Annotated in this window: 25 protein-coding genes; 23 read left to right on the top strand and 2 right to left on the bottom strand. The window is 53.6% G+C overall.

What is annotated here, in order from left to right; genetic code table 11:
• The first annotated feature begins 2 nt into the window (after positions 1 to 2).
• From accD to MKY58_RS20140, 10 genes are all read left to right on the top strand, one after another.
• Complete coding sequence (accD, locus tag MKY58_RS20185; RefSeq protein ID WP_339321824.1) at positions 3 to 896, top strand: acetyl-CoA carboxylase, carboxyltransferase subunit beta; 894 nt, start codon at positions 3 to 5, stop codon at positions 894 to 896.
• Complete coding sequence (locus tag MKY58_RS20180; RefSeq protein WP_339321823.1) at positions 897 to 1,880, top strand: acetyl-CoA carboxylase carboxyltransferase subunit alpha; 984 nt, start codon at positions 897 to 899, stop codon at positions 1,878 to 1,880.
• 126 nt (positions 1,881 to 2,006) lie between these two features.
• Positions 2,007 to 3,431: a pyruvate kinase gene (gene pyk, locus MKY58_RS20175; protein ID WP_339321822.1), complete on the top strand. Its 1,425-nt coding sequence runs from the start codon at positions 2,007 to 2,009 to the stop codon at positions 3,429 to 3,431.
• 242 nt (positions 3,432 to 3,673) lie between these two features.
• Complete coding sequence (locus MKY58_RS20170; protein WP_339321821.1) at positions 3,674 to 4,186, top strand: thioesterase family protein; 513 nt, start codon at positions 3,674 to 3,676, stop codon at positions 4,184 to 4,186.
• Positions 4,186 to 4,575, top strand: a complete 390-nt coding sequence (locus MKY58_RS20165; protein WP_339321820.1) for an FxsA family protein — start codon at positions 4,186 to 4,188, stop codon at positions 4,573 to 4,575. Before MKY58_RS20170 ends, MKY58_RS20165 begins: the two co-directional genes overlap by 1 nt.
• A gap of 250 nt (positions 4,576 to 4,825) precedes the next feature.
• Positions 4,826 to 5,941 (top strand): citrate synthase, encoded by a 1,116-nt coding sequence (gene citZ / locus MKY58_RS20160; RefSeq protein WP_212951968.1) that lies wholly within the window; start codon positions 4,826 to 4,828, stop codon positions 5,939 to 5,941.
• Positions 5,942 to 6,058: 117 nt separating this feature from the next.
• A complete protein-coding gene (icd, locus tag MKY58_RS20155; protein WP_036707858.1) occupies positions 6,059 to 7,351 on the top strand; it encodes an NADP-dependent isocitrate dehydrogenase in 1,293 nt (430 codons plus the stop codon).
• A gap of 11 nt (positions 7,352 to 7,362) precedes the next feature.
• A complete protein-coding gene (mdh, locus tag MKY58_RS20150; RefSeq protein ID WP_339321819.1) occupies positions 7,363 to 8,304 on the top strand; it encodes a malate dehydrogenase in 942 nt (313 codons plus the stop codon).
• Positions 8,305 to 8,444: 140 nt separating this feature from the next.
• Positions 8,445 to 8,870, top strand: coding sequence for a hypothetical protein (locus tag MKY58_RS20145; protein WP_212951956.1), 426 nt, complete (start codon positions 8,445 to 8,447; stop codon positions 8,868 to 8,870).
• Between the two features lie 211 nt (positions 8,871 to 9,081).
• Positions 9,082 to 9,951: an SDR family oxidoreductase gene (locus tag MKY58_RS20140; RefSeq protein ID WP_036707864.1), complete on the top strand. Its 870-nt coding sequence runs from the start codon at positions 9,082 to 9,084 to the stop codon at positions 9,949 to 9,951.
• Between the two features lie 101 nt (positions 9,952 to 10,052).
• On the opposite strand, the gene yfbR is transcribed toward MKY58_RS20140, so the two are convergent.
• The gene (gene yfbR, locus MKY58_RS20135) at positions 10,053 to 10,664 is read right to left on the bottom strand and encodes a 5'-deoxynucleotidase (RefSeq protein WP_339321818.1); all 612 of its coding nucleotides are present in this window, start codon (positions 10,662 to 10,664) and stop codon (positions 10,053 to 10,055) included.
• A gap of 169 nt (positions 10,665 to 10,833) precedes the next feature.
• Between yfbR and MKY58_RS20130 the strand changes: the two genes are divergently transcribed.
• From MKY58_RS20130 to MKY58_RS20085, 10 genes are all read left to right on the top strand, one after another.
• Positions 10,834 to 12,621: an ATP-binding protein gene (locus MKY58_RS20130; RefSeq protein ID WP_339321817.1), complete on the top strand. Its 1,788-nt coding sequence runs from the start codon at positions 10,834 to 10,836 to the stop codon at positions 12,619 to 12,621.
• A gap of 128 nt (positions 12,622 to 12,749) precedes the next feature.
• Entirely contained in the window at positions 12,750 to 13,478 is a 729-nt protein-coding gene (locus MKY58_RS20125) for a response regulator transcription factor (RefSeq protein ID WP_339321816.1), read from the top strand.
• A 113-nt stretch (positions 13,479 to 13,591) separates the two neighbouring features.
• Positions 13,592 to 14,779: a methyl-accepting chemotaxis protein gene (locus MKY58_RS20120; RefSeq protein ID WP_339321815.1), complete on the top strand. Its 1,188-nt coding sequence runs from the start codon at positions 13,592 to 13,594 to the stop codon at positions 14,777 to 14,779.
• Between the two features lie 169 nt (positions 14,780 to 14,948).
• The gene (gene pstB, locus MKY58_RS20115; RefSeq protein WP_339321814.1) at positions 14,949 to 15,704 is read left to right on the top strand and encodes a phosphate ABC transporter ATP-binding protein PstB; all 756 of its coding nucleotides are present in this window, start codon (positions 14,949 to 14,951) and stop codon (positions 15,702 to 15,704) included.
• 49 nt (positions 15,705 to 15,753) lie between these two features.
• Positions 15,754 to 16,413 carry a phosphate signaling complex protein PhoU gene (phoU, locus tag MKY58_RS20110; RefSeq protein WP_339321812.1) on the top strand — a complete coding sequence of 220 codons (660 nt, stop codon included), beginning with the start codon at positions 15,754 to 15,756 and terminating at the stop codon, positions 16,411 to 16,413.
• A gap of 289 nt (positions 16,414 to 16,702) precedes the next feature.
• Positions 16,703 to 19,369 (top strand): DNA polymerase I, encoded by a 2,667-nt coding sequence (gene polA / locus MKY58_RS20105; protein ID WP_339321810.1) that lies wholly within the window; start codon positions 16,703 to 16,705, stop codon positions 19,367 to 19,369.
• 51 nt (positions 19,370 to 19,420) lie between these two features.
• Positions 19,421 to 20,251: a DNA-formamidopyrimidine glycosylase gene (gene mutM / locus MKY58_RS20100; protein WP_339321809.1), complete on the top strand. Its 831-nt coding sequence runs from the start codon at positions 19,421 to 19,423 to the stop codon at positions 20,249 to 20,251.
• Positions 20,252 to 20,402: 151 nt separating this feature from the next.
• A complete protein-coding gene (locus MKY58_RS20095) occupies positions 20,403 to 21,131 on the top strand; it encodes a manganese efflux pump (protein ID WP_339321808.1) in 729 nt (242 codons plus the stop codon).
• Positions 21,132 to 21,144: 13 nt separating this feature from the next.
• Positions 21,145 to 21,741: a dephospho-CoA kinase gene (gene coaE / locus MKY58_RS20090; RefSeq protein WP_339321807.1), complete on the top strand. Its 597-nt coding sequence runs from the start codon at positions 21,145 to 21,147 to the stop codon at positions 21,739 to 21,741.
• Entirely contained in the window at positions 21,738 to 22,310 is a 573-nt protein-coding gene (locus MKY58_RS20085; RefSeq protein WP_339321806.1) for a lytic transglycosylase domain-containing protein, read from the top strand. The genes coaE and MKY58_RS20085 overlap by 4 nt, the downstream gene beginning before the upstream one ends.
• Positions 22,311 to 22,437: 127 nt before the next feature.
• Here MKY58_RS20085 and MKY58_RS20080 read toward each other — a convergent pair whose 3' ends face one another.
• Positions 22,438 to 22,656 carry an alpha/beta-type small acid-soluble spore protein gene (locus MKY58_RS20080; protein WP_036707882.1) on the bottom strand — a complete coding sequence of 73 codons (219 nt, stop codon included), beginning with the start codon at positions 22,654 to 22,656 and terminating at the stop codon, positions 22,438 to 22,440.
• Between the two features lie 144 nt (positions 22,657 to 22,800).
• On the opposite strand from MKY58_RS20080, the gene nrdR reads away from it, so the two are divergent.
• From nrdR to MKY58_RS20065, 3 genes are all read left to right on the top strand, one after another.
• The gene (gene nrdR, locus MKY58_RS20075; protein WP_339321805.1) at positions 22,801 to 23,277 is read left to right on the top strand and encodes a transcriptional regulator NrdR; all 477 of its coding nucleotides are present in this window, start codon (positions 22,801 to 22,803) and stop codon (positions 23,275 to 23,277) included.
• Between the two features lie 326 nt (positions 23,278 to 23,603).
• Positions 23,604 to 24,488 (top strand): sugar ABC transporter permease, encoded by an 885-nt coding sequence (locus MKY58_RS20070; RefSeq protein WP_339321804.1) that lies wholly within the window; start codon positions 23,604 to 23,606, stop codon positions 24,486 to 24,488.
• Positions 24,485 to 25,309, top strand: coding sequence for a carbohydrate ABC transporter permease (locus tag MKY58_RS20065; RefSeq protein ID WP_339321803.1), 825 nt, complete (start codon positions 24,485 to 24,487; stop codon positions 25,307 to 25,309). Before MKY58_RS20070 ends, MKY58_RS20065 begins: the two co-directional genes overlap by 4 nt.
• Positions 25,310 to 25,350 lie beyond the last annotated feature (41 nt).

The raw sequence follows: 25,350 nt of genomic DNA, 5'->3' as shown, positions 1-25,350 counted from the left end.
TTGTGTTTAAAGACTTGTTTCAGAAAAAAAGGAAGTACGCGACCATTCCTTCAGATCGTGTAGGAAGAGGCGGCGAGCCTGGCGAAAGCGAGAGACCCCGGCGGGAAGTTCCCGAAGGGCTCATGAATAAATGTCCGAAGTGCGGTACGATTCAATACAGCAAAGAGCTGGAGAAAAATTTGAAGGTTTGCCCGAGCTGCGGGTACCATATGCGCCTGAACGCCATGGAACGGATCCATATGCTTCTGGACGAAGGAAGCTTTCAGGAATTTGACGGCGGCATGGTATCGGTGGACGAGCTGGAATTCCCGGGGTATGCGACGAAGCTGGAGCAGCAGCGAATGAAGTCCGACCTGCGCGAGGCAGTCGTTACCGGACAAGGAACGATCGATGAACTGCCGGTTGTCGTGGCCGTCATGAGCTTCGATTTCTTTTCCGGCAGCATGGGCTCCGTCGTCGGCGAAAAAATTACGAGGGCCGTGGAAGTCGCGACGGAGAAAGAACTGCCGCTCATCATCTTTTCGACCTCAGGCGGGGCCCGCATGCAGGAGAGCATCCTCAGCCTGATGCAGATGGCGAAAACAAGCGCTGCCCTGGCGCGTTTTAACGAAAAGGGCGGTCTATACATTTCCGTGATCACGGATCCAACGTTTGGTGGTGTTTCCGCCAGTTTTGCGATGCTTGGCGACATCATCATTGCAGAACCGGGAGCACTATTTGGTTTTGCGGGACGGATCGTTATCGAACAGACCATCCGCCAGAAGCTGCCGGATGATTTTCAGACCGCGGAATTCAACATGGCCCACGGCCAGCTCGATCTGGTGGTCCATCGCAAAGAGCTTCGTTCCATGCTGTACAAGCTCCTTGAGATGCACAGCGTGAAAGGGGGGTACTAAATGGCGGGAGAATTGCCTTTTGAAAAACCCCTTGTCGAGATGCGGCAAAAAATCAACGAGCTGAAGCAGTTCGGACAGGACAAGGGGATCGACTTTTCCGACGAAATTTCAAGGCTGGAAGAACGCTATGCGGAGCTGGAACACGAAATTTATTCCAACATTTCTCCGAGTCAGAAAATGCATGTGGCCAGACATCAGCAGCGTCCGACCTCGCTTGACCTGATTCAGCTTATTTTTACCGATTTCATTGAGCTCCACGGCGACCGGCTGTTCGGCGACGATCTTGCCGTCGTTGGCGGTCTTGCCAAGCTGGACGGAAAACCGGTGACGGTCATCGGCCAGCAGCGGGGCAAGGATACCAAGGATAACATTGCCCGTTTCTTCGGCAGCGCGCATCCGGAAGGCTTCCGCAAAGCGCTGCGGCTGATGCAGCAGGCAGACAAATTCAAACGCCCGATCATTACGTTCGTCGATACCAAAGGCGCGTATCCGGGCAATACAGCAGAAGAGAGGGGACAATCCGAAGCGATCGCCCGCAATTTGCGGGATATGGCCGCGCTCGGCGTTCCCGTCATTTGTGTGATCATCGGCGAAGGTGGAAGCGGCGGTGCTCTTGCTTTGGCCGTAGGCAACCGTGTGCTGATGCTTGAGCATGCCATTTATTCGGCGATTTCGCCGAACGGAGCCGCGTCGATTTTGTGGAAGGATGCTTCGAAGGCCGATCAGGCCGCCGAGGCGATGAAAATTACGGCCAAGGATCTGCTTGGATTCGAAGTGATCGAAGAGATCGTTCCCGAGCCGGTCGGAGGCGCCCACAAAAACTACGAATGGACGGCTTCGGCGATCAAAGAGGCGCTGATCCGGCATTTGGAGGAACTGTCCGGCATGGACGGCGAAGCTCTGAAAGAAGACAGATACCGGAAATTCCGCAAAATCGGAAAATTCGCATTTGAGCAATCTTCGGCTGCCACAGCAATAGAATAGGCACTTCTTGTCAAAGATAGATATGACAAAGTTCCTATACAAAGCCTTAAATTTGTAGTAAATTAAGTTTTTGGTTATAGATGTTTAGGATAGAGAGATTTTTTATGAAAAACGGAGGAGACCCAAATGCGCAAAACTAAAATCGTATGTACCATCGGACCTTCGAGCGAATCGTTGGAAAACACGAAGAAACTGATTCTCGCAGGCATGAACGTCGCTCGTCTGAACTTCTCGCACGGCGATTTCGAGGAGCACGGCAACCGGATCAAAAACATCCGCCAGGCTGCCAAGGAGCTTAACAAAACCGTAGCGATCCTGCTGGACACGAAAGGTCCGGAAATTCGCACGGGCAAACTGGCCGTAGAGCCGATCGAGCTTGTTCAAGACGAATACATCACGCTGACGACGGAAGAAATTCTGGGAGACAAGGACCGCATCTCCATTACTTACAAAGACCTGCCTAACGACGTGGAGGTCGGTTCCACCATTTTGATCGACGACGGTCTGATCGGGCTGACGGTTGTCGGCGTCGAAGGCACCGAGATCAAATGCCGCATCGTCAACGGAGGCACAATCAAATCCAAGAAGGGCGTTAACGTGCCGGGCGTGGCGATTTCTTTGCCGGGAATCACGGAAAAAGACGCCAACGATATCGTGTTTGGGATCGAGCAGGACATCGATTTTATCGCAGCCTCCTTCGTCCGCAAAGCAAGCGACGTTCAAGAAATTCGCGATTTGCTGGCCAAGCATAACGCAAGCCATATCAAAATCATTTCCAAGATCGAGAACCAGCAAGGCGTGGACAACCTCGACGAAATTCTCGAAGCTTCCGACGGCTTGATGGTTGCCCGCGGCGACCTCGGCGTCGAAATTCCTGCGGAAGAAGTGCCTTTGGTGCAAAAACGCATGATCGAGAAATGTAACCTTGCAGGCAAGCCGGTCATTACCGCGACGCAAATGCTGGATTCGATGCAGCGCAACCCGCGTCCGACCCGCGCCGAAGCGAGCGACGTGGCCAACGCCATTTTTGACGGCACCGACGCCATCATGCTTTCCGGCGAAACGGCTGCAGGGAAATATCCGGTAGAATCCGTGCTGACGATGTCCCGCATCGCGGAAAAAGCGGAGTCCGCGCTGAATTACCGCGAAATTTTCCTGAAGCAAAGAATCGCGCAGGAAACGACCGTGACGGAAGCGATCAGCCAATCGGTGGCGATCTCCGCGCTCGATTTGAACGCAAAAGCGATCATTTCTTCCACGGAATCCGGCTTGACGGCCCGCGTCGTGTCCAAATACCGTCCGCAGGCTCCGATCATCGCCGTAACGACCAAAGAGCGTACGCTTCGCCAACTGGCTTTAACTTGGGGCGTAACGCCGATCCAAGGCAAAACGGCAAGCTCCACGGACGAAATGTTCGAATACTCCCTGAAGGGCGGATTGGAATCCGGCCTGGTAAAACCGGGAGATCTGGTTGTCATTACCGCAGGCGTTCCGCTTGGACAATCCGGTTCGACGAACCTGGTGAAAGTAAGCCAAATCCCGAACGAGTAAGCTGCCGGGGTTTTAGAAAATACCGTATGACCGTATGAAAAGCTGTGCAGGACGATTCCTGCGCAGCTTTTTTGTGGTTCCGGGAGGCCTGAGTTTAATTGAATAATATGGAGATGAAATGGAACAAAATACCTAACGGGCGCTGTTATAGGGGTGTCTTTTGCCGCAAATTCGAGAGTTGCGAAGCCCTATGTTATACTGGAAACAATGCATGAATTTTCAAAGAAGGGACTTTGGCAGACATGGGAAAAGACATGGGAGACAAGCTCAGCCGTTGGTACCGCACAACCATCCGGGTTCGCTATCAGGAAAGCGACCAGATGGGTGTCGTCTACCACGCCAATTATTTGAACTGGTTTGAGATCGGGCGGACCGAAATGATCCGCGAGCTTGGCATTACATACCGAAGCATGGAGGAGCAGGGGGTGTTGCTGCCCGTCACGGACCTCGACATGAAATTCAGCCAGCCTGCCCGCTATGACGATGAAATTACGATTTTTACGCGGATGACCTCCTTTTCGAAATTAAGGATCAAATATGCATACGAGGTAAGAAGGCTTTCGGCCGAGGAACGCGGCGGATGGGATGCCATGGCCTGCGCAGAGGGGCTGGAGCTGCCCGGAGAGCTGCTGGTGTCGGGTTCGACGAGCCACGTATGGGTAAGCCGCGAATGGCAGCCCGTCAGGCTGGACAAAAGCGCTCCGGAGCTTTATGCCGCACTGGAGAGGGCGCTCGCCGGGGGAGGCGTTTCGTAATGTGGAAATGGCCGCTTGCCGTATTGATCGTCGTGGCTGCCGAAATTTACGGCTTTGACCTGGTGGCAAGCCGGGTCGGAGCCGGCAACACGTTCCTGTTAACCATCGTAACCTCCGTCATCGGGATGGTCATGATGCGTTTCGAAGGGCGCAAGGTGCTGGAAGATTCGCGCGCTCGGATGAACGCCGGGCAGGTCCCGGGGAGAAACCTCGTCGACGGGTTATGCGTGTTTATCGGCGGTGTGCTGCTGGTCGTTCCGGGGTTCCTTACCGACATCGTGGGCTTTACGATGGTGTTCCCGCTGACCCGCCCGCTGTACCGTTTCCTGATCCTGAGATGGCTCGAGCGGAAAATGAAAGACGGAAAAATCACGATTTATCGCCGTTAAATGCAGCGTTTGGCTGCATGATAAAAATTATTTTATTCACCCGATAAAACAATTTGATGCTCTTATCGGGGGCGCTTATGTTCACATATCCGACAAAATACTTTATGATAATAGTGATTCCATTACTTGGCGCCCTTCATTGTCAGGTAGAATGGCGGACGGCCGTCTTTTTTCTTTCAAATAAAATGTAAATGTTTTCACGGCTCGTTTGATCTGTTTTAAAATCCGTTTTACAAAGGAGAGATGTACGATGACAGCTACGAAAGGCCTTGAGGGAATTGTCGCCGCAGCTTCTTCCATCAGTTCGATCGTGGACGGTGTGCTCACATACCGCGGTTACAATATCGATGACCTTGCGCAGAACGCAAGTTTTGAAGAAGTAGCCTATCTGCTGTGGTTCGGAAAGCTGCCTAACGAGGCAGAACTGAAACAGCTCCAACAGGATTTAAGCAACGAAGCTACCATTCCGGATCAAGTCATCCAGCAAATGAAATCATATCCTAAAGATACAAACACGATGGCTGCTCTCCGTTCGGCGGTATCGGCACTTGCCTTGTACGACGCGGAAGCCGATGACATGAGCCGTGAGGCGAACGAACGCAAGGCGATCCGCCTTCAGGCGAAGCTGCCTACCGTCATCGCCGCGCTGGCCCGCATTCGCGACGGCAAGGAGCCGGTGGCGCCGCTGGCCGGGGCGTCCATTGCCGAAAACTTCCTGTACATGCTGAGAGGCGAAAAGCCGGAAGAGGTTTCGGTGAAAGCATTGGATCAGGCGCTTGTGCTGCATGCGGACCATGAGCTGAACGCATCCACGTTTGCCGCGCGCGTAACCGTGGCTACGCTTTCAGACATCTATTCCGGCGTGACTTCGGCGATCGGCGCTTTGAAGGGGCCGCTGCACGGCGGAGCCAACGAAGCCGTCATGAAAATGCTGAACGAAATCGGATCGATCGAAAACGTGGAACCGTACATCATGAACAAGCTGGAAAACCGCGACAAGATCATGGGCTTCGGCCACCGCGTCTACAAAAACGGCGATCCGCGCGCGAAGCATTTGCAAAAAATGTCCCGCGAGCTCGGCGAAATGAAAGGCGATACGCGGCTGTACGAAATGTCCGTCAAGATCGACGACCTGGTCACGAGCCAAAAAGGTTTGCGTCCAAATGTGGATTTCTACTCCGCTTCTGTGTATACTCAGCTAGGGATCAATCACGAGTTGTTTACTCCGATTTTTGCCATCAGCCGCGTGTCCGGATGGACCGCGCACATTCTCGAGCAATACGAGAACAACCGGATCATCCGTCCGCGTGCCGAATACGTCGGTTTGACCGATCAGAAATACGTGCCGGTGGAACAACGCGCTTAACGGGCAAAAGATGATGCAGGGGACCGAAGCGCCGCATGCCGCGCGTTTTCGGAGCCCCTATGCGGCTGTCTATGGATCCAGAAATCATGTTTATGAAAACGAAGGAGGATGTTCATAATGAAATTGGAAAAGTTCGCACTTCCTACCGAGGGTGAAAAAATCGAAATCGTAAACGGCAAGCTCCAGGTGCCTAACAACCCGATCATTCCTTTTATCGAAGGGGACGGCACCGGCCGCGACATCTGGAAAGCATCGAAACGCGTTTTGGACGCTGCGGTGGACAAGGCTTACGGCGGCTCCAAAAAAATCGCGTGGTATGAAGTATTCGCCGGCGAAAAAGCTTTTAATACATACGGAGAATGGCTGCCGAACGATACGCTGGAAGCCATCCGTGAATATATCGTTGCGATCAAAGGACCTTTGACTACGCCGATCGGCGGCGGCATCCGTTCCCTGAACGTGGCGCTTCGCCAAGAGCTCGATCTGTACGTCTGCCTGCGTCCTGTGCGTTATTTCAACGGCGTGCCTTCGCCGGTTAAGCATCCTGAGCAAGTCGACATGGTTATTTTCCGTGAAAATACCGAAGATATTTATGCAGGGATCGAATACAAAGAAGGCTCCGAAGAAGTGAAAAAGGTCATCAAATTCCTTCAGGAAGAAATGGGCGTCAACAAAATCCGTTTCCCTGAAACTTCCGGTATCGGCATCAAGCCGGTTTCCTCCGAAGGCTCCAAGCGCCTCGTCCGCGCCGCGGTCGAATATGCCATCAAACACGGCCGCAAGAGCGTTACGCTCGTTCACAAAGGCAACATCATGAAATTCACCGAAGGGGCGTTCAAAAACTGGGGCTACGAAGTGGCCGAGCAGGAGTTCGGCGATAAAGTGTTCACTTGGGCCCAATACGACGCCATTAAGGAAAAAGACGGCGTAGACGCCGCAAATGCCGCTCAAAGCGCTGCGGAAGCCGAAGGCAAAATCATCGTGAAGGACGCGATTGCGGACATCGCCCTGCAGCAAGTGTTGACTCGTCCGACCGACTTCGACGTCATCGCGACGCTGAACCTGAACGGCGACTACCTGTCCGACGCGCTTGCGGCCCAAATCGGCGGCATCGGCATCGCTCCGGGCGCGAACATCAACTACGTAACCGGCCATGCAATTTTCGAAGCTACGCACGGCACGGCTCCGAAATACGCGGACAAAGACGTGGTGAACCCTGGATCCGTTATCCTGTCCGGCGTTATGCTGCTTGAGCACCTCGGATGGCAGGAAGCGGCCGACCTGATCTACAAAGGCATGGAAACTTCGATCAACAACAAAACCGTTACTTACGACTTTGCCCGCCTGATGGACGGCGCAACCCAAGTGAAATGCTCCGAGTTTGCAGATGAAGTCATCAAAAACATGTAGGAGTGAGGTAAATGGCATTAACACGTAAAAAAATTACGGTTGTAGGCGCCGGGTTCACCGGCGCGACTACGGCTTTAATGCTGGCTCAAAAAGAACTAGGAAACGTGGTATTGCTGGATATCCCTCAACTGGAAAACCCGACGAAAGGCAAAGCGCTCGACATGCTCGAAGCGAGTCCGGTGCAGGGCTTCGACAGCCAGATTATCGGCACTTCGAACTACGACGACGCGGCCGGCTCCGACATCGTCATCATCACGGCCGGCGTAGCCCGCAAACCGGGCATGAGCCGCGACGATCTCGTGAACACGAATGCGGGCATCATGAGATCGGTTTGCGAAAACGTAAAAAAGGTCGCTCCGGAATCGATCGTCATCATCCTGAGCAATCCGGTGGACGCCATGACGTACGTCGCGTACCAAACGCTCGGTTTCCCTAAAAACCGCGTCATCGGCCAATCCGGGGTGCTGGATACCGCCCGTTACTGCACGTTTATCGCGCAGGAGCTGAACGTATCCGTGGAGGACGTTCGCGGCTTCGTGCTTGGCGGACACGGCGACGACATGGTCCCTCTCGTTCGTTATTCGAACGTCGGCGGCATCCCGATCGACAAGCTGATCCCTGCGGACCGCATCGAGGCGATCGTGCAGCGGACCCGCGTGGGCGGCGGCGAAATCGTCAACCTGCTCGGCAACGGCAGCGCATATTATGCGCCTGCGGCTTCCCTTGTCCAGATGGCCGAAGCCATCCTTAAGGACAAAAAACGGATCATTCCGGTCATCGCCTACCTCGAAGGCGAATACGGCTACAACGATTTGTTCCTCGGCGTTCCCGCGATTCTCGGCGGCGACGGCATCGAAAAGGTGTTCGAGCTGGAGCTGACGTCCGAAGAAAAAGCGGCGCTCGACAAATCGGCAGATTCCGTCCGCAGCGTCATCGCCGTGGTGAACGCGTAACGGACCGCTTGTAAAGCATGCATCATTTTAAGAAAACCTCTAATTTTGTTCACGATTTAGAGGTTTTCTTTTCTTTTGGTTGGTGTAAAATGATAATGAGTGTAATCTAAATCATAGACACTAGTGGAGGGATACTGTTCATGGCAATGGTAATGTTATTCATACATATTATTGGTGCCGCTGCTCTGGGATTTTATTTGATTTTGCCGTTCGTCGTTGGAAAAGTGACCAAATTGTCCCTGTCTGCCCAGGAAGGCAGCGCGACGGCCATCCGCGGATTAAACACGTATGCGCAAATCGCGCTGATCATTCAATTGCTTACCGGCGGATATTTGATGAGCCAAGGGGAATACTCCGTGCCTTGGATGATCGTTGTCGTTATTTTGTTCTTGGCGATCGGAGCCATCAGCGGCATGATGGGCAAACCGCTTCGTCTTGCCGTGGACGGGATTAAAAATAACCGCGACATTTCGGTCGAAACCGGAAAAATCCGCACGCTCAGCGCATTGCTGGCGATTTGCGTGCTTGTGATGCTGTTTTTCATGGTGTACAACCACATCATCTAACTTGAACTAACTTGCTGAAATAAAGGAAAAACATCCTTCCCATGGCGGGAAGGATGTTTTTTTTCGGTGTTTATTGATCCGGATATCAGGGTAAGTAAACATCGTCGGACGAATAAAGGGTTTGTTTTACTTGCATCCTAATATGGGAATGGTATCCTGTGTGCCAGAAATGGACCCAAAGCCAAGATCAACACGGAAAGGAGCATGAATCATGTCAGGAAATCAGCAAAGCAAACAAACAATGCCTCCCCAGCACCAGAACCAACAGCCGGGGATCGAATCGGAAATGAATCCGCGGCCGAAATACGAGCCGAAAGATTACGTTGCCGCCGGAAAGCTGAAGAACAAAAAGGTCATTATCACCGGGGGCGACAGCGGGATCGGACGGGCCGTGGCCGTTGCGTTCGCGAAAGAAGGCGCGGATATCTCGATCGTATACCTGAACGAGCACGGGGACGCGGAGGAGACGAAACGGCAGATCGAGCAGGAAGGGCGCAAATGCCTGCTGATTCCGGGCGATATCGGCGACGAGGCGTTTTGCAAAAACGCCGTGAACCAGACGGTGCAGGAACTGGGAGGATTGGACGTTCTGGTCAACAACGCCGCCGAGCAGCATCCGCAGCAGAAAATCGAGGATATTACGAAGGAGCAGCTGGAGCGCACGTTCCGTACGAATATATTCGGCATGTTTTTTATGACGAAAATGGCGATGCCGTATTTGAAGAGCGGCAGCGCCATCGTCAACACGGCATCAGTGACGGCTTACAAAGGCAACCCGACGCTGATCGATTACTCCTCCACCAAGGGCGCAATCGTCAGCTTCACGCGCGCCTTGTCGATGAACGTGGCGCCGAAAGGCATCCGCGTCAATGCGGTGGCGCCCGGACCGATTTGGACGCCTCTCATCCCGTCCACGTTCGACGAGCAGCAGGTAAGCCAATTCGGGGGAGATACGCCGATGAAACGTCCGGGGCAGCCGGAAGAGCTTGCGCCTGCGTACGTCTATCTGGCGTCGGACGATTCTTCTTACGTGAGCGGCCAAGTCATCCACGTCAATGGCGGGGAGATCGTCAACGGTTAATCGCGTACTCGAAAAAACAAAAAAGGTTGGGCGGATGTAAGATCCGCCCAACCTTTTTTTTGCGTTCGGTTTCCGGTTTCCTTTCAGCGTTGTTCGAAAAGTCACTCCGAATCCGGCACAAGCTGCGACAGCTCATCGAGCGACATGTCGAAGCTCGGAGCCATATGCTCCAGGAAATAGTCGGCTTCAGGCAGCTGAAGCTGCTTGATTTTGGCCAAGGTCTGCTCTTTGGCTACGGCGAACTCGCGATTGCCGGAAGCGACCTCCAAGGCGCATTTGAGATAGGCGTCCAGACTGTCGGCGGCTTTGACATACCCCAGCAGCTCGCGCTGCTCCTCATCGCCCGAATCTTGGCGGAACAGGGCGGCGTATTCCCCTTGAAGCTCGGGAGGAGCCATCGCCGCCAGCCGCTGTGCCGCAATGCTCTCCATTTCGCGAAAGCTCGCCAGCAGCTGGGGATTGTTATGTTTAACCGGCGTCGCGATATCGCCGGTAAATACCTCGACGGCGTCATGGTACAACGCTAGGGTGGCTGCGCGGTCCGCGTTCAAATTCCGGCCGAAATACGTGTTCCCGATCAGGCACAGCAGATGGGTCAACAGCGATACGTGGAACGAATGCTCCGCGACGTTTTCGGTTCTTGTGTTTCGCATCAGGCTCCAGCGCCGGATGTATTGCAATCGGTACAAATAAGCAGTCATCGGAAAGTCCAAAGAAATACGCTCCTTAGGTAAAAATTTAATCCAGCCTTAACATTCGGTTATTATTATACTCTTATGCCCGGACGGCGGGCTACCCGAAACGGCATGCTTTTCATTGGGAAGATTTCGGGATAGGATAAGAGAAGGAATTAATGCCAATCCATGAAAAGGAAGACATGACATGAGACCCTTTCGCATCAGGCTTACTTTGATTTTAATGGTCATGATCGGGATATCCATGGCCGGGGCGGGATTCACCATGGCCCGGGTATTCGAGAAATCCCATATATCGGCGCTGGAGGAAAACATGATCCGGGAAATCCAGCTGCTCAGCCGGACCTTTGATTTCCGCCCGACGCAAGGCGGGGACGCCATGGCTTATTATACCCGCGAAGCCAGGGAGCTGGCGGCTTTGACGGACTCCCGGGTCACTTTTATATCGAAAGACGGCACGGTCATCGGGGATTCGGAGAGCGATCCGCGGCAAATGGACAACCACAGCGGACGCGAAGAGATCGTCGATGCCGCCCGAAAGGGATCGGGGTATGCGATCAGACATAGCTCCACGTTGAAGGAAGATATGTTGTATGTTGCGGTCCCCGTCGTGGCCGGAGAAGATTATGACGGCTTCATTCGGCTGTCGGTCAGCCTGGCGTTCGTCGATCAGGGCGTGCGGAAAGGCTGGACGCTGATGGCGGGAGGTTTGGCCATTTTGTTCGTCGTGGCGGCGGTTGTCAGCTACCGCGTTGCGGCGGGACTGACGTCCCCCCTGGAAAAAATCACGAGAGTGGCGGGAAGGATTACGAAGCTGGATTACGACGCCAGGGTCAACATCACGCGAAAGGACGAAATCGGCGAGCTGGCGAAGGCGATCAACGGCATGGCCGACAGCCTGCAAAATCAGCTGCAAACGATCCGCGACAATGAGAACCTGCTGCAGAGCGTGCTGGATAACATGACCACCGGCATATTGCTGGTCAACCCCGAAGGTACGGTGGCTTTAATCAATCCGGCCGCAGAGCGTATGCTGCATCTGAAAGGCGGGCAGTTAACGGGCCGTTCCGTCACCGAAATGAAGCAGTATTACGAGCTGACGCGCCTCATTCAGGATGGGATCGGGCAGCGGGATTTCATCCATGAGGAACGGATCGTCTACCAGCCGGAGGAAACGATTCTTCGACTGGACGGCGTGCCGATGTTCGGAGAGGACGACCGTTTTAAAGGCATGTTGTTCCTGCTCCAGAACATTACGGCGATCCGCCGCCTCGAGAACATGAGAAGCGAATTCGTGGCGAACGTATCGCATGAGCTGAAGACGCCGGTGGCCGCGGTCAAAGGATTTGCCGAGACGCTGCTTGGCGGAGGGGTCAAGGACGAGGAAACCGCGAGGTCCTTCCTGCAGATCATTTACGACGAAAGCGAGCGGTTGAACCGGCTGATCAGCGACATTCTCGATTTGTCCAAAATCGAATCCAGGCGTTCTCCGATGGATTACGCGCCGGTTCATTTGGCTTCTTTTTGCGGATCGATCATGGATACGATGGCGACCGTGGCCGAGAAAAAAAGGATTGCGCTCCATGCCGATATTCCCGAGGAGCTGTTTATCGAAGCGGATGAAGACAAGCTGCGCCAAATTTTGCTGAATCTGCTGTCCAATGCCGTAAGCTACACGCAGGACGGCGGCAAGGTCGAGCTGAAGGTCCGCGAGCTGCAGGACGCCGAAGGAACGGAAAAGGTCGTGATCAAGGTGACCGATACCGGCATCGGCATCCCGAAAAAAGACCAGCCGCGCATTTTCGAGAGGTTCTACCGCGTGGATAAGGCGAGATCCCGAAGTTCGGGCGGAACCGGCTTAGGGCTGTCCATCGTGAAGCACCTGGTGGAGCTGCATCACGGCGATATTTCCGTGGACAGCGAACTGGGCATCGGAACCACCTTTACGGTTGAACTGCCGATGCTGCAGGAATAAAATGAATGTAAAATGGCTGCAAGCGTGGTCGTCTCTTTTTGCGTTTGTTTACACAGCGTTTACAATGAAATGATACAATGGACTTGCTAAAGCAGAAACCATTGTTTATGGAAGCGGGGGTACAATACATGTCACAGCGTTTGCTGGTTATCGAAGACGAACCGACGCTCGCCAGATTGCTGTCCTACAATCTGACGCAGGAAGGGTATGAAGTGACTACGTCGGATCATGGGACAACCGGCTTCGAGCGCGCGGTGCAGGAGCCGTTCGATTTGATCGTGCTGGATTTGATGCTGCCGGGAATGAACGGATTCGACATTCTGGGCAAGCTGCGCGGGAAAGGCATCACGACGCCGGTCATTATTTTAACTGCCAAAAATGCCGAAGAAGAAGTCGTCCAGGGCTTGAAGCTCGGCGCCGACGATTACATTACCAAGCCGTTCGGCGTGTCCGAGCTGCTAGCGAGAGTCGCCACGGTGCTGCGCCGCGTATCGGGAGTGAAGGAGGAAGCTGCGCCGCAAACCTCGGACTCGGCCATCCGTCTCGGCAAGCTGGAGATTTTCCCCGAGAAATACGAAGTGCTGCTGGGCGGAACCAGCATCAGTTTGCGGCCGAAGGAATTTGAGGTCCTGCTTTACTTGGCGCGCAAGCCGGGCGTCGTGTTGACCCGGGACGATTTGATGAATGCCGTTTGGGGCTTCGATTACATCGGCGGCCAGCGCACGGTGGACGTCCATGTCAGCTCGCTCCGCAAAAAGCTGGAGCTGGAACCCGAATCGGTGCACATCGACTCCATCCGCGGGGTCGGATATAAACTTGTCATCAACAAAGGAAGCGCTCATCATCAACCGCAATGATGGGGGCTTCTTTTTTTTATGGAATTTACAATCCCCGAATCCTTCCTGCATTCTCCGTTAATCCTTCCGCGGTATGATGCAGCTAAAACAGACATATTTAGGGGGAGTCGACTTTGAGCACGCTGCACATGGAGAACAAGACAGAAAACGATCTTCATCGGCGAGGTACCGGGAGCGCACGGAACGGCCGCGCCGCAACCGGCAAAACAGCAGCGTCCATCGAATCGAAAACAAAGGGACCCGGACGGTCCGCTGCCGGATATTTGCGAAACGTGCCGGGGGTCGACCCGGACATGACTTGCAGGGAAGCTTTCGACCTGCTGAAGGAGCAGCCGCATCTTCCGTGCATCGTGATCTGCGGGGAAGGGATGCGTCCGGAAGGACTGCTGATGAAGGAGGCGTTTTACCGGAGGCTGACCGGCCGTTTTGCCGCCGATTTGTATTTTCGCCGCCCGGTAAAGGATTTTGGCGAAAAAGAAATTCTCGCGCTGGACATCCATGACGATCCGGCCTTGATGATCCGAAGCGCTTTGGCAAGACCGGAGTCGCGATTTTACGATTGCGTTATCGTAACCGACAACGGCCGGTTCACGGGCGTGCTGACGGTGCTCGACCTGATGAAAATGTCCGGGGAGCTGCAGGAGGAAGCGGAAGAGCGGCGAAAGCATACCGTCCTTGAAAATTACGGGCATGTAAGCGGAATGGAACAATCCTTATCCGAGGTGGAAGAGGCGGCGAACCTGACGTTAACCGAATGCCTCCGGATGAAGGAATGGACGGCGGAAGGCCGGCGGAGGCTGAACGAAGCGGGCGAATCGTACACCGAGGCCGTAGCCCTCATGAACCGCAATCAGGAGCAGGCGGAGCGCCTCATCGAACATGCGGGGCAGATTTCCGCGCTGACGAAAGGCATCGCCGACCTGGCGGATCAAAGCGGCCTGCTCGCCATCAACGCGTCGATCGAAGCCGCCCATGCAGGCAGCCAGGGCCGGGGCTTCCAAATCGTGGCGGCGGAGGTCAGGTCGCTGGCTTCCCAAACCCGGAAGCTTGCCGCGGATATTTCGCAGCTGCTCGAATCCATCAGCGAGCTGGCCGGGGAAACCGGGACGCTGACCGCGTCGGGAGTCCGCCGGATCGAGTCCGGAGCGAAGCGGTTGGCCGAAGGCAGCCGGATATTCGGGGAACTCGAACAAGCCACGGATCAGGTCGAGAAGACGGGACAATCGGTATACCGGCTCGCCCAGGATACGGCCAAACAGGCATTCAGCGTAAAACAGGAATTGGAGCGGACATTAGACTGAAATAGCGGGAAAAACGGAATCTTTCGGTTTTACATTTTACACTGCGTTTACAATCGCGGCGCACAGCTTTTACATAACCGTTATACAATGAAATGGAGTTGCAGGTCCAACTGCCCCAAGCGGCTTATCGACAGGACATCCCATTGAACGAAGGAGACCTGAATTATACATGGAAAACATTATCGAAATCGAAGATTTGAATCTATATTACGAACAATTCCATGCTTTGAAAAATATAAATCTGGATATCCCGAAAAATACGGTCACCGCCTTGATCGGCCCGTCCGGCTGCGGGAAATCGACGCTGCTGCGGACGCTGAACCGAATGAACGACATGATTGCCGGCGCGCGCATCGAAGGCTCCATCAAAATCGGCGGCGTCGGCATTTATGCCAAGGACGTCTACGTGGAAGAGCTGCGCAAGCGCGTCGGCATGGTATTCCAGCAGCCGAACCCGTTCCCGAAATCGATCTACGACAATGTGGCCTACGGCCCGCGCCTCCACGGCATCCGCAGCAAAAGCACGCTGGACGGCATCGTGGAAGAAAGCCTGCGCCAAGCGGCGTTGTGGGAAGAGGTCAAAGATTATTTGAAGCGTTCCGCGCTCAGCTTGTCCGGGGGGCAGCAGCAGCGTCTTTGCATCGCGCGTGCGCTGGCGGTTAACCCCGATATTTTGCTGATGGACGAAGCCACGTCCGCGCTCGATCCGATTTCCACGTTGAAAATCGAGGAGCTCGTGCAGGAGCTGAAAGAAAAATACACCATCGTCATGGTGACCCATAACATGCACCAGGCTGCCCGCGTATCCGGGCGGACCGTCTTTTTCCTGAACGGGGAAGTCGTCGAAGCGGATGAGACGAAAACGCTGTTCAGCAATCCGCGGGATGCAAGAACGGAAGATTATATCTCCGGGCGTTTCGGCTGATACAGAAGGAAACAACGTCAATAAAATTGTATAGGGGGAAACATCGGCCATGATTCGGAGAAAAGAATTGGATCACGACCTGGACCAGCTGCGTTCGCTGCTTGTTCGAATGGGGGAGCATGTCGTTGAGGCGCTCGACGGAGCGGTTCTCAGCCTCAAGACGCAGGATAGCGAAAAGGCGCAGGAAATCGTGCAGGCGGACGTGCTGCTCAATCAGATGGAAGAGGAAATTATGGATATCGGGTCGCGTCTGATCGTTACCCAGCAGCCGGTTGCCAAGGATTTGCGCAGAATTTTGGTTGCTTTTAAAATCTCCAGCGATCTTGAACGCATGGGCGACCTTGCCCTTGACGTGGCCAAAGTGACTTTGCGCCTGCAGGGCGAGCCGTTGATCAAGCCGCTGATCGACATTCCGCAAATGGCGGAAATCGTCAAAGTGATGATCGAGGAAGCGATCACGTCCTACTTGAACGAAAACACCGACCTTGCCTACAAAATGGCGCAGGACGACGACCAGGTCGATCTGTTGTACAGCCGCATTTTAACGGAATTATACGATCATATGAGAGTCCATCCGGATTCGCTGTCCCAAGCGTTGCTGCTCACGCTCGTCGGCCGTTATATCGAACGGATCGCGGACCACGCGACAAACATCGGGGAAAGCGCCGTGTATCTCGTGACGGGAAAACGCCCGGATTTGAACCGGTAAAACGCTGTTTAACGCATAGAAGGTAGCAATTTGGCTTTAAACATTGAAATGGATGAAAACATCGGAAATTTTTCCGGTGTTTTTCTATTTATGCCCCCGATTTTTTTCTCGAATACAGGGTCATGTGTTAAGATATTAGAAGGCATGGCTTACAAGAAATCGAACGCTCGAACCGCTGAGAAATCAAGCAAGGGATCATTCCGCAACCAAGCGGTGCGTCTTCATTGAAATACATCCGACGGGTCATTTTCATTCGAAATAAGGAAGTTTAAAAAAGGGAAGGTGCTGTATGAGCAAACTGATTCTGATCGACGGAAACAGTATCATTTACCGGGCATTTTTTGCGATGCCCCCGCTGACGAACACCAAGGGACTGCACACGAACGCCGTGTACGGATTTACGAATATGCTGCTTCGCCTGATCGAGGACCATAAACCGACGCATATGATGGTGGCTTTCGACGCGGGCAAAGTGACGTTTCGCCACGAAGGATACCAGGAATACAAAGGCGGCCGCGAAAAGACGCCTCCGGAGCTGTCCGAACAGTTTCCGCTGCTGAAGGAGCTGCTGCAGGGATTCGGCATTTCGCAGTTTGAGCTTGAAGGTTACGAAGCGGACGATATCATCGGCACCGTATCGCGGATCGCGGAGGAAGCGGGACACGACATTCTCGTCGTCACCGGAGACAAGGATATGCTCCAGCTTGCATCGGACCAAGTCCAGGTGGGGCTTACCCGCAAGGGCGTAACGGAAATCGAGACGTACAGTCCTGAGCAGATTCATGAAAGATACGGCCTGAAGCCGCTGCAGATCATCGACCTGAAAGGGCTGATGGGCGACGCTTCCGACAATATCCCCGGCATTCCGGGCGTCGGGGAAAAAACGGCGCTCAAACTCCTTCATCAATTCGGATCGGTCGAGGAAGTGCTCGCGAACACCGCTGAGCTGAAGGGCAAGATGAAAGAAAAAATCGAAACCCACGCGGAGGATGCCGTCCTCAGCAAAAAGCTGGCGACGATTTACCGCGAGGTGCCGCTGGACAAGTCGTTCGACGACATGATCTTTGATGGATTAAAGGAAGAAAGCGCAGGTCCTGCGCTGGCGAAGCTGGAGTTCAAATCGCTGCTCGAACGTTTGTCGTTCAAGGGAGACGGCAGCGCCTCCGACCCATCCGGCCCGCAGCAGGCTCCGGCCAAGGAAGTGAACGTGGAGGTTTTGACCGAGGACCGGATCGCCGAATTGAACGACGCGCTTGGCTCCATCGAAGCGCTGCATGTGGAAACAAACGGGGAAAATCCCCATCATGCCGATGTGGTCGGCGTGGTTTTTTCCGGTCCGGAGAAGCATTTCTACGTACCGTTTGAGGTTTTGAAATCCGCAGCCGCGGAGCCTGTCCGAAAGTGGCTTGCGGACGCCGGGGTTCCAAAACGCGGGTATGACCTGCACCGGACGGATCTGGCTTTGCACTGGAAAGGCATTGCGTTTGCCGGGGCATCGTTTGACGTGCAGCTGGCGGCTTACCTGCTCGACCCGACCGAATCCAATCAAAACCTCCATGCGCTTGCGGCGAAATACGGGCTGCAGACGCTGGCGTCCGACGAGGACGTCTTCGGCAAAGGCGCAAAATACAAGGTGCCTGAGACGGAGGTCCTGAGCAAACATCTTGCCGCCAAGGGAGCGGCCATTCTGGACCTGATTCCGCTGCAGGAAAAAGAGCTTGAGGGCAACGAAATGGCATCGCTGTTCCATGACCTCGAAATGCCGTTGTCGCGCATTTTGGCCGACATGGAAAAACAGGGGATTTCGGTGAACAAGAACGATCTGACGGAGCTGGGCAAAGAGTTCGAGGCGCAGATCGACGAGCTGGTCAAAAATATTTACGAGATCGCCGGCACCGAATTCAACTTGAATTCGCCGAAGCAGCTGGGCGAAATTTTGTTCGTGAAGCTCGGCCTTCCGGTCATCAAAAAAACGAAGACGGGTTATTCCACCGATGCCGAGGTGCTTGAAAAGCTTGCGCCATACCACGATATCGTGCGTCTCATTTTGCAATACCGGACGATCGCCAAGCTGCAATCGACCTACGTGGAGGGTCTCCTGAAGGAGATTTCGCCGGAAACGGGAAAAGTGCATACCTATTACCGACAAACCATCGCGGCGACGGGCCGTCTCAGCAGCCAGTTTCCGAATTTGCAAAACATTCCGATCCGCCTCGAGGAAGGCCGGAAAATCCGCAAGGTGTTCGTGCCGTCGGAGCCGGGCTGGTATATCCTGGCGGCGGACTATTCGCAAATCGAGCTGCGCGTGCTTGCCCATATTTCCGACGATGAAGGCCTGAAAGAAGCGTTCCTGCACGACATGGACATCCATACGAAAACGGCGATGGACGTCTTTGGCGTCACCGCGGACGAAGTGGATGCCAATATGCGGCGTTCGGCCAAGGCGGTCAACTTCGGCATCGTCTACGGCATCAGCGATTACGGCCTGTCCCAAAACCTGAACATCACCAGGAAGGAAGCCGCGCGTTTCATCGACCAATATTTCGATGCGTTCAGCGGCGTCCGGCGCTATATGGACGAGATCGTACGCGATGCGAAACGGGACGGGTACGTGAAGACGCTGCTGGAGAGAAGGCGTTACCTGCCCGAAATCAACGCAAGCAATTTCAATCTGCGTTCGTTCGCGGAGCGTACGGCGATGAACACCCCGATTCAAGGAACCGCGGCGGACATCATCAAGCTGGCCATGGTGCATATGGATGCCGCTTTGGCGGAGCAAAAACTGAAAAGCCGCATGCTGCTGCAGGTGCATGACGAACTTGTATTCGAAGTGCCGGAAGACGAGCTGGAGCTGATGAAAAAACTCGTGCCGGAAACGATGGAAAATGCCCTGAAGCTGTCCGTGCCGTTAAAAGCGGAAGTCAGCTATGGCATGAATTGGTACGAAGCGAAATAATGCCCCATGAAGGCCCCGCATCCGTTATAATGGGGATGAGGTGAAGACATCATGCCGGAATTGCCGGAGGTTGAAACAGTCAAAAGAACGTTGAATCAATTGGTCAAAGGCAAGGTCATTGACCGGGTTACCGTAAATTTGGCGCGGATTATCCAGCGCCCTGACGATATAGATCAGTTTGCTTTTATGCTGGCAGGACATCGGATCGAAGGCGTGGAGCGCCGCGGCAAATTTTTGCGGATTCTCCTGGACGGCCTGGTCCTGGTATCCCATCTCCGGATGGAGGGGCGATACGGCGTGTACGCCGGCTCCGATCCCGTGGAAAAACATACGCATGTCATTTTCCATTTTACCGACGGGACCGAACTTCGCTACAAGGACGTCCGCCAGTTCGGAACGATGCACTTATTCCAGCCGGGGGAAGAGTTTGCTTTGCCGCCGCTAAACAAGCTCGGCTTGGAGCCGCTGGATCCGGATTTTACCCCCGGGAAGTTTAAAGAAGCGCTAAAAGGAAAAACTTCGAAAATCAAGGCGGTTCTGCTGAACCAAGCATATGTCGTCGGCATCGGGAATATTTATGTGGATGAGTCGCTGTTCCGCGCGGGCATTCACCCCGAGCAGCCGGCGAACACGCTGACGGACAAGCAGTTTGAAGCTTTGCACCAGGCAGTCGTGGCCACGCTGGCGGAGTCGGTTGAGGTTGGCGGCTCCTCCATCAAATCCTATGTCAACGGGCAAGGGGAAATGGGGATGTTCCAGCATCAGCTGAAAATTTACGGACGCCAAAACGAGCCTTGCGTCACCTGCGGAACGCCGATCGAAAAGACCGTGGTCGGCGGACGCGGTACGCATTATTGCCCGGTCTGCCAGACCCTGGATTAAATAAAAGCATGGGCGTGCACTCCTTGTTTGTCCCTCCCATATACTGAGACCGTAGTGGACTTCAGGGGAAACGGAAGCTTCAAGACCCCGGTTCTTTTTCAGAGCCGCGGGTTCGGGATCGGCCGTTTCGACAAGGGGAGGGAAACCAGGGGTGCTCAGTCATGTCTTTTCGCTGCTCCTGCTTGCGTTTGCTTTAAGTTTGGACAGTTTCGGGGTCGGGATTACATATGGGTTGAGGCAGATGAAGATTTCGTCGTTGTCCGTCGTCATCATCTCCATATGTTCCGGCGTCATCATTTATATATCGATGCAGGTCGGCGTGCTTTTGGCCCGCGTCGTATCACCGGACGCTGCTTCGGTTGTCGGGGCCGTCATTTTGATCATCATGGGGTCGTGGTCCTTGATCCAGTTGGTGATTCAGAAGGAAAAGGAACGGGACGACAAACATGACGATAAACATACGGCAAACATCAAAGCTTCGGACCAAAGCCGTGCAAGCGGGGCCGCGTTGTCGACGGCTTCCAGGGAAATGCCGGAGCAAACGGTATTTTCGCTCGAAATCCGCAAGCTGGGCCTCGTCATCCGCATTTTGCGGACGCCGTCTTCGGCCGATATCGATAAATCGGGCAGCATTTCGGGATTCGAGGCGATGTGGCTTGGCATTGCGTTATCGCTGGACGCTTTCGGGGCCGGACTCGGCGCTGCATTGCTGGGATTTTCGCCCGTTTGGACCGCGCTCGTCATCGCGCTGTTCAGCGGAACGTTTTTGGTGGTCGGCATGAAAACCGGCTTTAAATTCGCGGCAAGATCATGGATGCGGCATTTTACCGCGCTTCCGGCGTTGTTATTGATCGCCATGGGAATAATAAAGCTGTTATGAGGTGGTTTTGCACATGAATATCGGGTTAACCGGAGGTATTGCAACAGGAAAAAGCACCGTGTCCGCGCTCCTTGTCAACAAAGGGGCTCTGCTTGTCGATGCCGACGCGATCGCCCGGGAAGTCATGCTCCCGGGTCATCCCGTTTTGGCGGCGGTTGCCGGGCATTTTGGACAAGCCGTTATTCTTGAGGACGGCACCCTCGACCGGAAGAAGCTTGGGGATATCGTATTCCGCGACCCTTCCCAGCGCAAAGCTCTGAATGACATCACGCATCCTGCCATCCGGAAGGAGATCCGCGGGCGGATGGACGATTTGCAGCGGGAACATCCGGACAAGCTGGTGGTCGTGGACATTCCCCTTTTATACGAATCGGGACTTGAACATATGTTTGAACGCGTCATGGTGGTTTATGCCCCGGAGCACGTTCAGCTGGAGCGATTGATGCGGCGAAACCAATTGACGGCGGAGGAAGCGGCGGCAAGGATCCGGTCGCAAATGGATATTGAGGAAAAGAAGCGGAAGGCCGATATCGTGATCGACAACAGCGGGGACGCTGAGGAAACGGAGCGGCAAGTGGATCGGTTCTGGCTTCAAGCGGGATATGTATGAAGGCTTTTCGATTTTTGCGCAAAAAAAGAGTCCTGCTGCTGCTGTTCATCGGTTTTGTCGCGGTTTTGTTTTTCAGCACGAACTGGATGTCCTGGTTTTACCCGATCTATTACAAGGATAACATTCGTCAGCAGGCGGAGCGCTATGACGTTGACCCGTTTTTGGTCGCCTCGATCATCCGCGTGGAATCCAACTACAAGCTGGGCAAGGAATCGAAAAAAGGAGCGCTCGGCTTGATGCAGCTGATGCCCGATACAGCCCAGTGGGTCATGGAGCAGGCCAAGCTCCCGGAAGTGACGATGGACCATATCAAACATAAACCGGAGGCGAGCATTGCCATCGGAACCTGGTACCTGAGAAATTTGAGCAACCAGTTCAAAGGGAACCGCATCGCCGTCATCGCGGCCTATAATGCAGGACCGGGCAAGGTGGACGGGTGGCTCAAAAAGGGAGTTTGGGACGGAACGCTGGAATCCGTCAAAGATATTCCCATCGGCGAAACAAGGCACTATGTTCAGCGGGTGATTTATTATTATAATCAATATACGCGGATATACAACGAGTTTTGAATTTGGGGCGGACAAGCCATCCGAAGTAATTCCATGAGCGGGGTTTTGCTCTGACGCTTCCCATCATGGCAAAAAAAGTATTGAAGCAGCCTCATCGGCTGCCCCAATACTTCTTTGGATGCATGTATTATTGGAATTGACCAGCCAGTTGTTGTTCAGCCAGGGTCACCAGACGTTTAGTGATGAGTCCCCCGATCGAACCGTTCTCATAGGAAGTCATGTTACCTTGGTATCCGTCTTGTGGGATGGAGATACCCAGTTCCTGAGCAACTTCGTATTTCAATTGGTTCAGGGCTGCAGTAGCTTTAGGTACTACCAGGTTGTTGGAGTTGTTGTTTTGAGCCATTGATGTTCACCTCCTTGCTGTTTGTAAAAGTAGTATGTCTCAAAGATTCAAACTTCATCACTTTTTTAGATGTTTTTCAGTTGGAAATTATAAGTAATTTTGATATCATCCCATCCACCCTCAAGGTAAAGGAAGTGAGTATGCATGAAATGTCCCTACTGCGATTACGCAGGCACCAAGGTGCTCGACTCCCGTCCGGCCAACGACAACAAATCGATCCGCCGCAGACGCGAATGCGAAAAATGCAGCAGGCGTTTTACGACGTTCGAAATGGTGGAGGAAACTCCGCTGATCGTCATCAAAAAAGAAGGAAGCCGCGAGGAATTCAGCCGGGACAAAGTGCTGCGCGGCCTCATCCGCGCATGCGAGAAGCGCCCGGTATCGGTGGAACAGCTTGAAGCCATCGTGTCCGAGGTAGAAAAAGCGCTTCGCAACACCGCGGTAGCGGAAGTCGAAAGCCGCCACATCGGCGAGCTGGTCATGGAGCAGCTGTATCCGGTGGACGAGGTTGCTTATGTGCGTTTTGCCTCCGTATACCGGCAGTTCAAAGACATCAACATGTTCATGAAAGAGCTGAAGGGGCTGCTTTCGAAGAATACGATGCCCGACTCGGTCGAATGACCGGATGTCCGAAGGCGCAAACGGCTAGGTGGAAGACATCAAGCCGCTTGCGTCTTTTTTATTTTCCGGGGTTAACCGGCAAAAACACGGCATTCTCGGTGCATTCTTTACTTATGTGCCGTTGTAAAGTTCTGAAATTTATTTTAATTTTGTCAAGGTTGTTCGAAAATAAATTGTGAAAATTCGTTGACAACGGCAAAATATCAAATGTAAGATAATAACATATATGGGCTGGTTATGACGAAAATACATCGGGAGACATGGGAGGGGTCATCGATTTGTCTAATTATGAAAGCGTTTTAAATGTAAAAAATCCTAAAAGAAGGATGTCCAAACGGAACGTTTGGAAAGAGCATGTCTTGGCTTACGCTTTTCTGGCGCCTTCGATCATTTTATTTATCATGTTTTTGTTTTACCCGATGCTGAAATCCGTTTATTTGAGCATGACGATTACGGATCCTCGGGGACAGGTGGCCGAGTTCGTCTGGTTCGAAAATTTCGTCACCCTGTTCAAATCGCATCAGTTGTATTCGAATTTGAGCGTTACGCTGTTGTTTATTTTGTATACGGTGCCGACTTCGCTGATCTGGTCCTTGTTTTTGGCGGCGATTACCCACAACAAGCTGCGGGGAATGAAGATTTTCCAATTCATATTTTCGCTGCCGATCGTCATTTCGGTTGGTACGGGCTCCATCATCTGGTTTCTGCTGTTCCATCCGACGGCGGGGATGTTGAACTATTTTCTCAGCCTCGTAAGCATTGGCCCGATTCCGTGGCTGACCGACCCGGCCTGGGCGCTCATTTCCATTTCCATCATGACGGTTTGGATGAACATGGGTTTTCTGTACATCGTGCTGTCCAGCGGGCTGCAAGGCATTCCGGAGGAGCTTTATGAAAGCGCTAAAATCGATGGTTCCGGACCTGTACGCACGTTTGTGCGGATCGTGATGCCGCTGTTGTCGCCGACGATTTTTTTCGCCTTGATCGTGTCGGTGATTGGAGCTTTCCAGGCTTTCGGCCAAATTCATATCCTGACCAAAGGCGGTCCGATCAACTCCACCAACGTCATCGTGTACTCCATATACCAGGACGCCTTCGTGAACTTCCGCTTCGGGATCGGCAGCGCGCAAGCGCTCATCCTATTTTTGATTATTTTGGCGCTGACCGTGCTGCAGTTTAAAGTTCTGGAAAAGAGGGTGCACTATCAATGATTGCGAAACGAACGACTGCGCTGCTGCTGTACGTCCTGCTTGCCGCGTTGGCGCTGATGGTGCTGTATCCGCTTATTTTTACGGTGTTTTCGTCGTTTATGACCGAAAAAGAAGTGTCCAATTTTCCGCCGCCGTTGTTTCCGACCCGTTTCTATCTCGAGAACTTCAAGGAGGCCATTGCCGGATTTCCGATCGTCCGGTTCATATTGAACAGCTTTATCGTATCGGCCGCGGTCATGATCAGCCAGGTCGTGACGTCGAGCCTAGCGGCTTACGCTTTTTCGTTCCTGAATTTCAAAGGCAAAAACGCACTGTTTGCGATGTTTCTGTCGACGATGATGATCCCTTGGGAAGTGACGATCATTCCGAACTATTTGCTGATCAAAAGCTGGGGCTGGATGGACAGCTACCAGGGGCTGATCGTTCCCTTCATGGCCGGAGCTTTCGGGGTGTTTCTGCTTCGCCAGTTTTTTCTGCAGCTGCCGCGCGAATTGTTCGACGCAGGAAAAATCGACGGATGCGGGCATTTGCGGCAATATTTTTCGATCGTGCTGCCGCTTTCCAGGCCGGCGCTGGCCACGCTTTCGGTCTACGTGTTCTTGACGCATTGGAACCATTATCTTTGGCCTCTGCTCATTACGAACCGGGCGTCCATGCGGACCGTCCAAATCGGGGTGGCGATGCTGCAGCATGCCGAGGTCATGTCCTGGAATTTGATTTTGGCCGGGGTGACGCTGGTGCTGCTGCCGTCCTTCATCCTGCTGGCTTTTGGCGTCAAGCAGCTGGTGCGCGGCATCGCGGCGGGGGCGGTAAAAGGATAAAAGCGGTGATCGGCCTTGATTTGCGGCGGGGCTTGTCATAC

This window comes from Paenibacillus sp. FSL W8-0194 (assembly GCF_037969745.1).
GTDB classification, from domain to species: domain Bacteria; phylum Bacillota; class Bacilli; order Paenibacillales; family Paenibacillaceae; genus Paenibacillus_AQ; species Paenibacillus_AQ cookii.
This window is presented reverse-complemented; position numbering and strand designations above follow the sequence as displayed.

What these genes read in the sequence shown, in the direction of transcription:
- citZ (WP_212951968.1), top strand. Translation starts at nt 4,826, where the DNA reads ATGACAGCTACGAAAGGCCTTGAGGGAATTGTCGCCGCAGCTTCTTCC.
- pstB (WP_339321814.1), top strand. Translation starts at nt 14,949, where the DNA reads ATGGAAAACATTATCGAAATCGAAGATTTGAATCTATATTACGAACAA.
- pyk (WP_339321822.1), top strand. Translation starts at nt 2,007, where the DNA reads ATGCGCAAAACTAAAATCGTATGTACCATCGGACCTTCGAGCGAATCG.
- MKY58_RS20070 (WP_339321804.1), top strand. Translation starts at nt 23,604, where the DNA reads ATGTCCAAACGGAACGTTTGGAAAGAGCATGTCTTGGCTTACGCTTTT.
- icd (WP_036707858.1), top strand. Translation starts at nt 6,059, where the DNA reads ATGAAATTGGAAAAGTTCGCACTTCCTACCGAGGGTGAAAAAATCGAA.
- mutM (WP_339321809.1), top strand. Translation starts at nt 19,421, where the DNA reads ATGCCGGAATTGCCGGAGGTTGAAACAGTCAAAAGAACGTTGAATCAA.
- MKY58_RS20085 (WP_339321806.1), top strand. Translation starts at nt 21,738, where the DNA reads ATGAAGGCTTTTCGATTTTTGCGCAAAAAAAGAGTCCTGCTGCTGCTG.
- coaE (WP_339321807.1), top strand. Translation starts at nt 21,145, where the DNA reads ATGAATATCGGGTTAACCGGAGGTATTGCAACAGGAAAAAGCACCGTG.
- MKY58_RS20165 (WP_339321820.1), top strand. Translation starts at nt 4,186, where the DNA reads ATGTGGAAATGGCCGCTTGCCGTATTGATCGTCGTGGCTGCCGAAATT.
- polA (WP_339321810.1), top strand. Translation starts at nt 16,703, where the DNA reads ATGAGCAAACTGATTCTGATCGACGGAAACAGTATCATTTACCGGGCA.
- MKY58_RS20065 (WP_339321803.1), top strand. Translation starts at nt 24,485, where the DNA reads ATGATTGCGAAACGAACGACTGCGCTGCTGCTGTACGTCCTGCTTGCC.
- MKY58_RS20125 (WP_339321816.1), top strand. Translation starts at nt 12,750, where the DNA reads ATGTCACAGCGTTTGCTGGTTATCGAAGACGAACCGACGCTCGCCAGA.
- MKY58_RS20145 (WP_212951956.1), top strand. Translation starts at nt 8,445, where the DNA reads ATGGCAATGGTAATGTTATTCATACATATTATTGGTGCCGCTGCTCTG.
- MKY58_RS20080 (WP_036707882.1), bottom strand. Translation starts at nt 22,656, where the DNA reads ATGGCTCAAAACAACAACTCCAACAACCTGGTAGTACCTAAAGCTACT.
- nrdR (WP_339321805.1), top strand. Translation starts at nt 22,801, where the DNA reads ATGAAATGTCCCTACTGCGATTACGCAGGCACCAAGGTGCTCGACTCC.
- mdh (WP_339321819.1), top strand. Translation starts at nt 7,363, where the DNA reads ATGGCATTAACACGTAAAAAAATTACGGTTGTAGGCGCCGGGTTCACC.
- phoU (WP_339321812.1), top strand. Translation starts at nt 15,754, where the DNA reads ATGATTCGGAGAAAAGAATTGGATCACGACCTGGACCAGCTGCGTTCG.
- MKY58_RS20130 (WP_339321817.1), top strand. Translation starts at nt 10,834, where the DNA reads ATGAGACCCTTTCGCATCAGGCTTACTTTGATTTTAATGGTCATGATC.
- MKY58_RS20140 (WP_036707864.1), top strand. Translation starts at nt 9,082, where the DNA reads ATGTCAGGAAATCAGCAAAGCAAACAAACAATGCCTCCCCAGCACCAG.
- MKY58_RS20180 (WP_339321823.1), top strand. Translation starts at nt 897, where the DNA reads ATGGCGGGAGAATTGCCTTTTGAAAAACCCCTTGTCGAGATGCGGCAA.
- MKY58_RS20170 (WP_339321821.1), top strand. Translation starts at nt 3,674, where the DNA reads ATGGGAAAAGACATGGGAGACAAGCTCAGCCGTTGGTACCGCACAACC.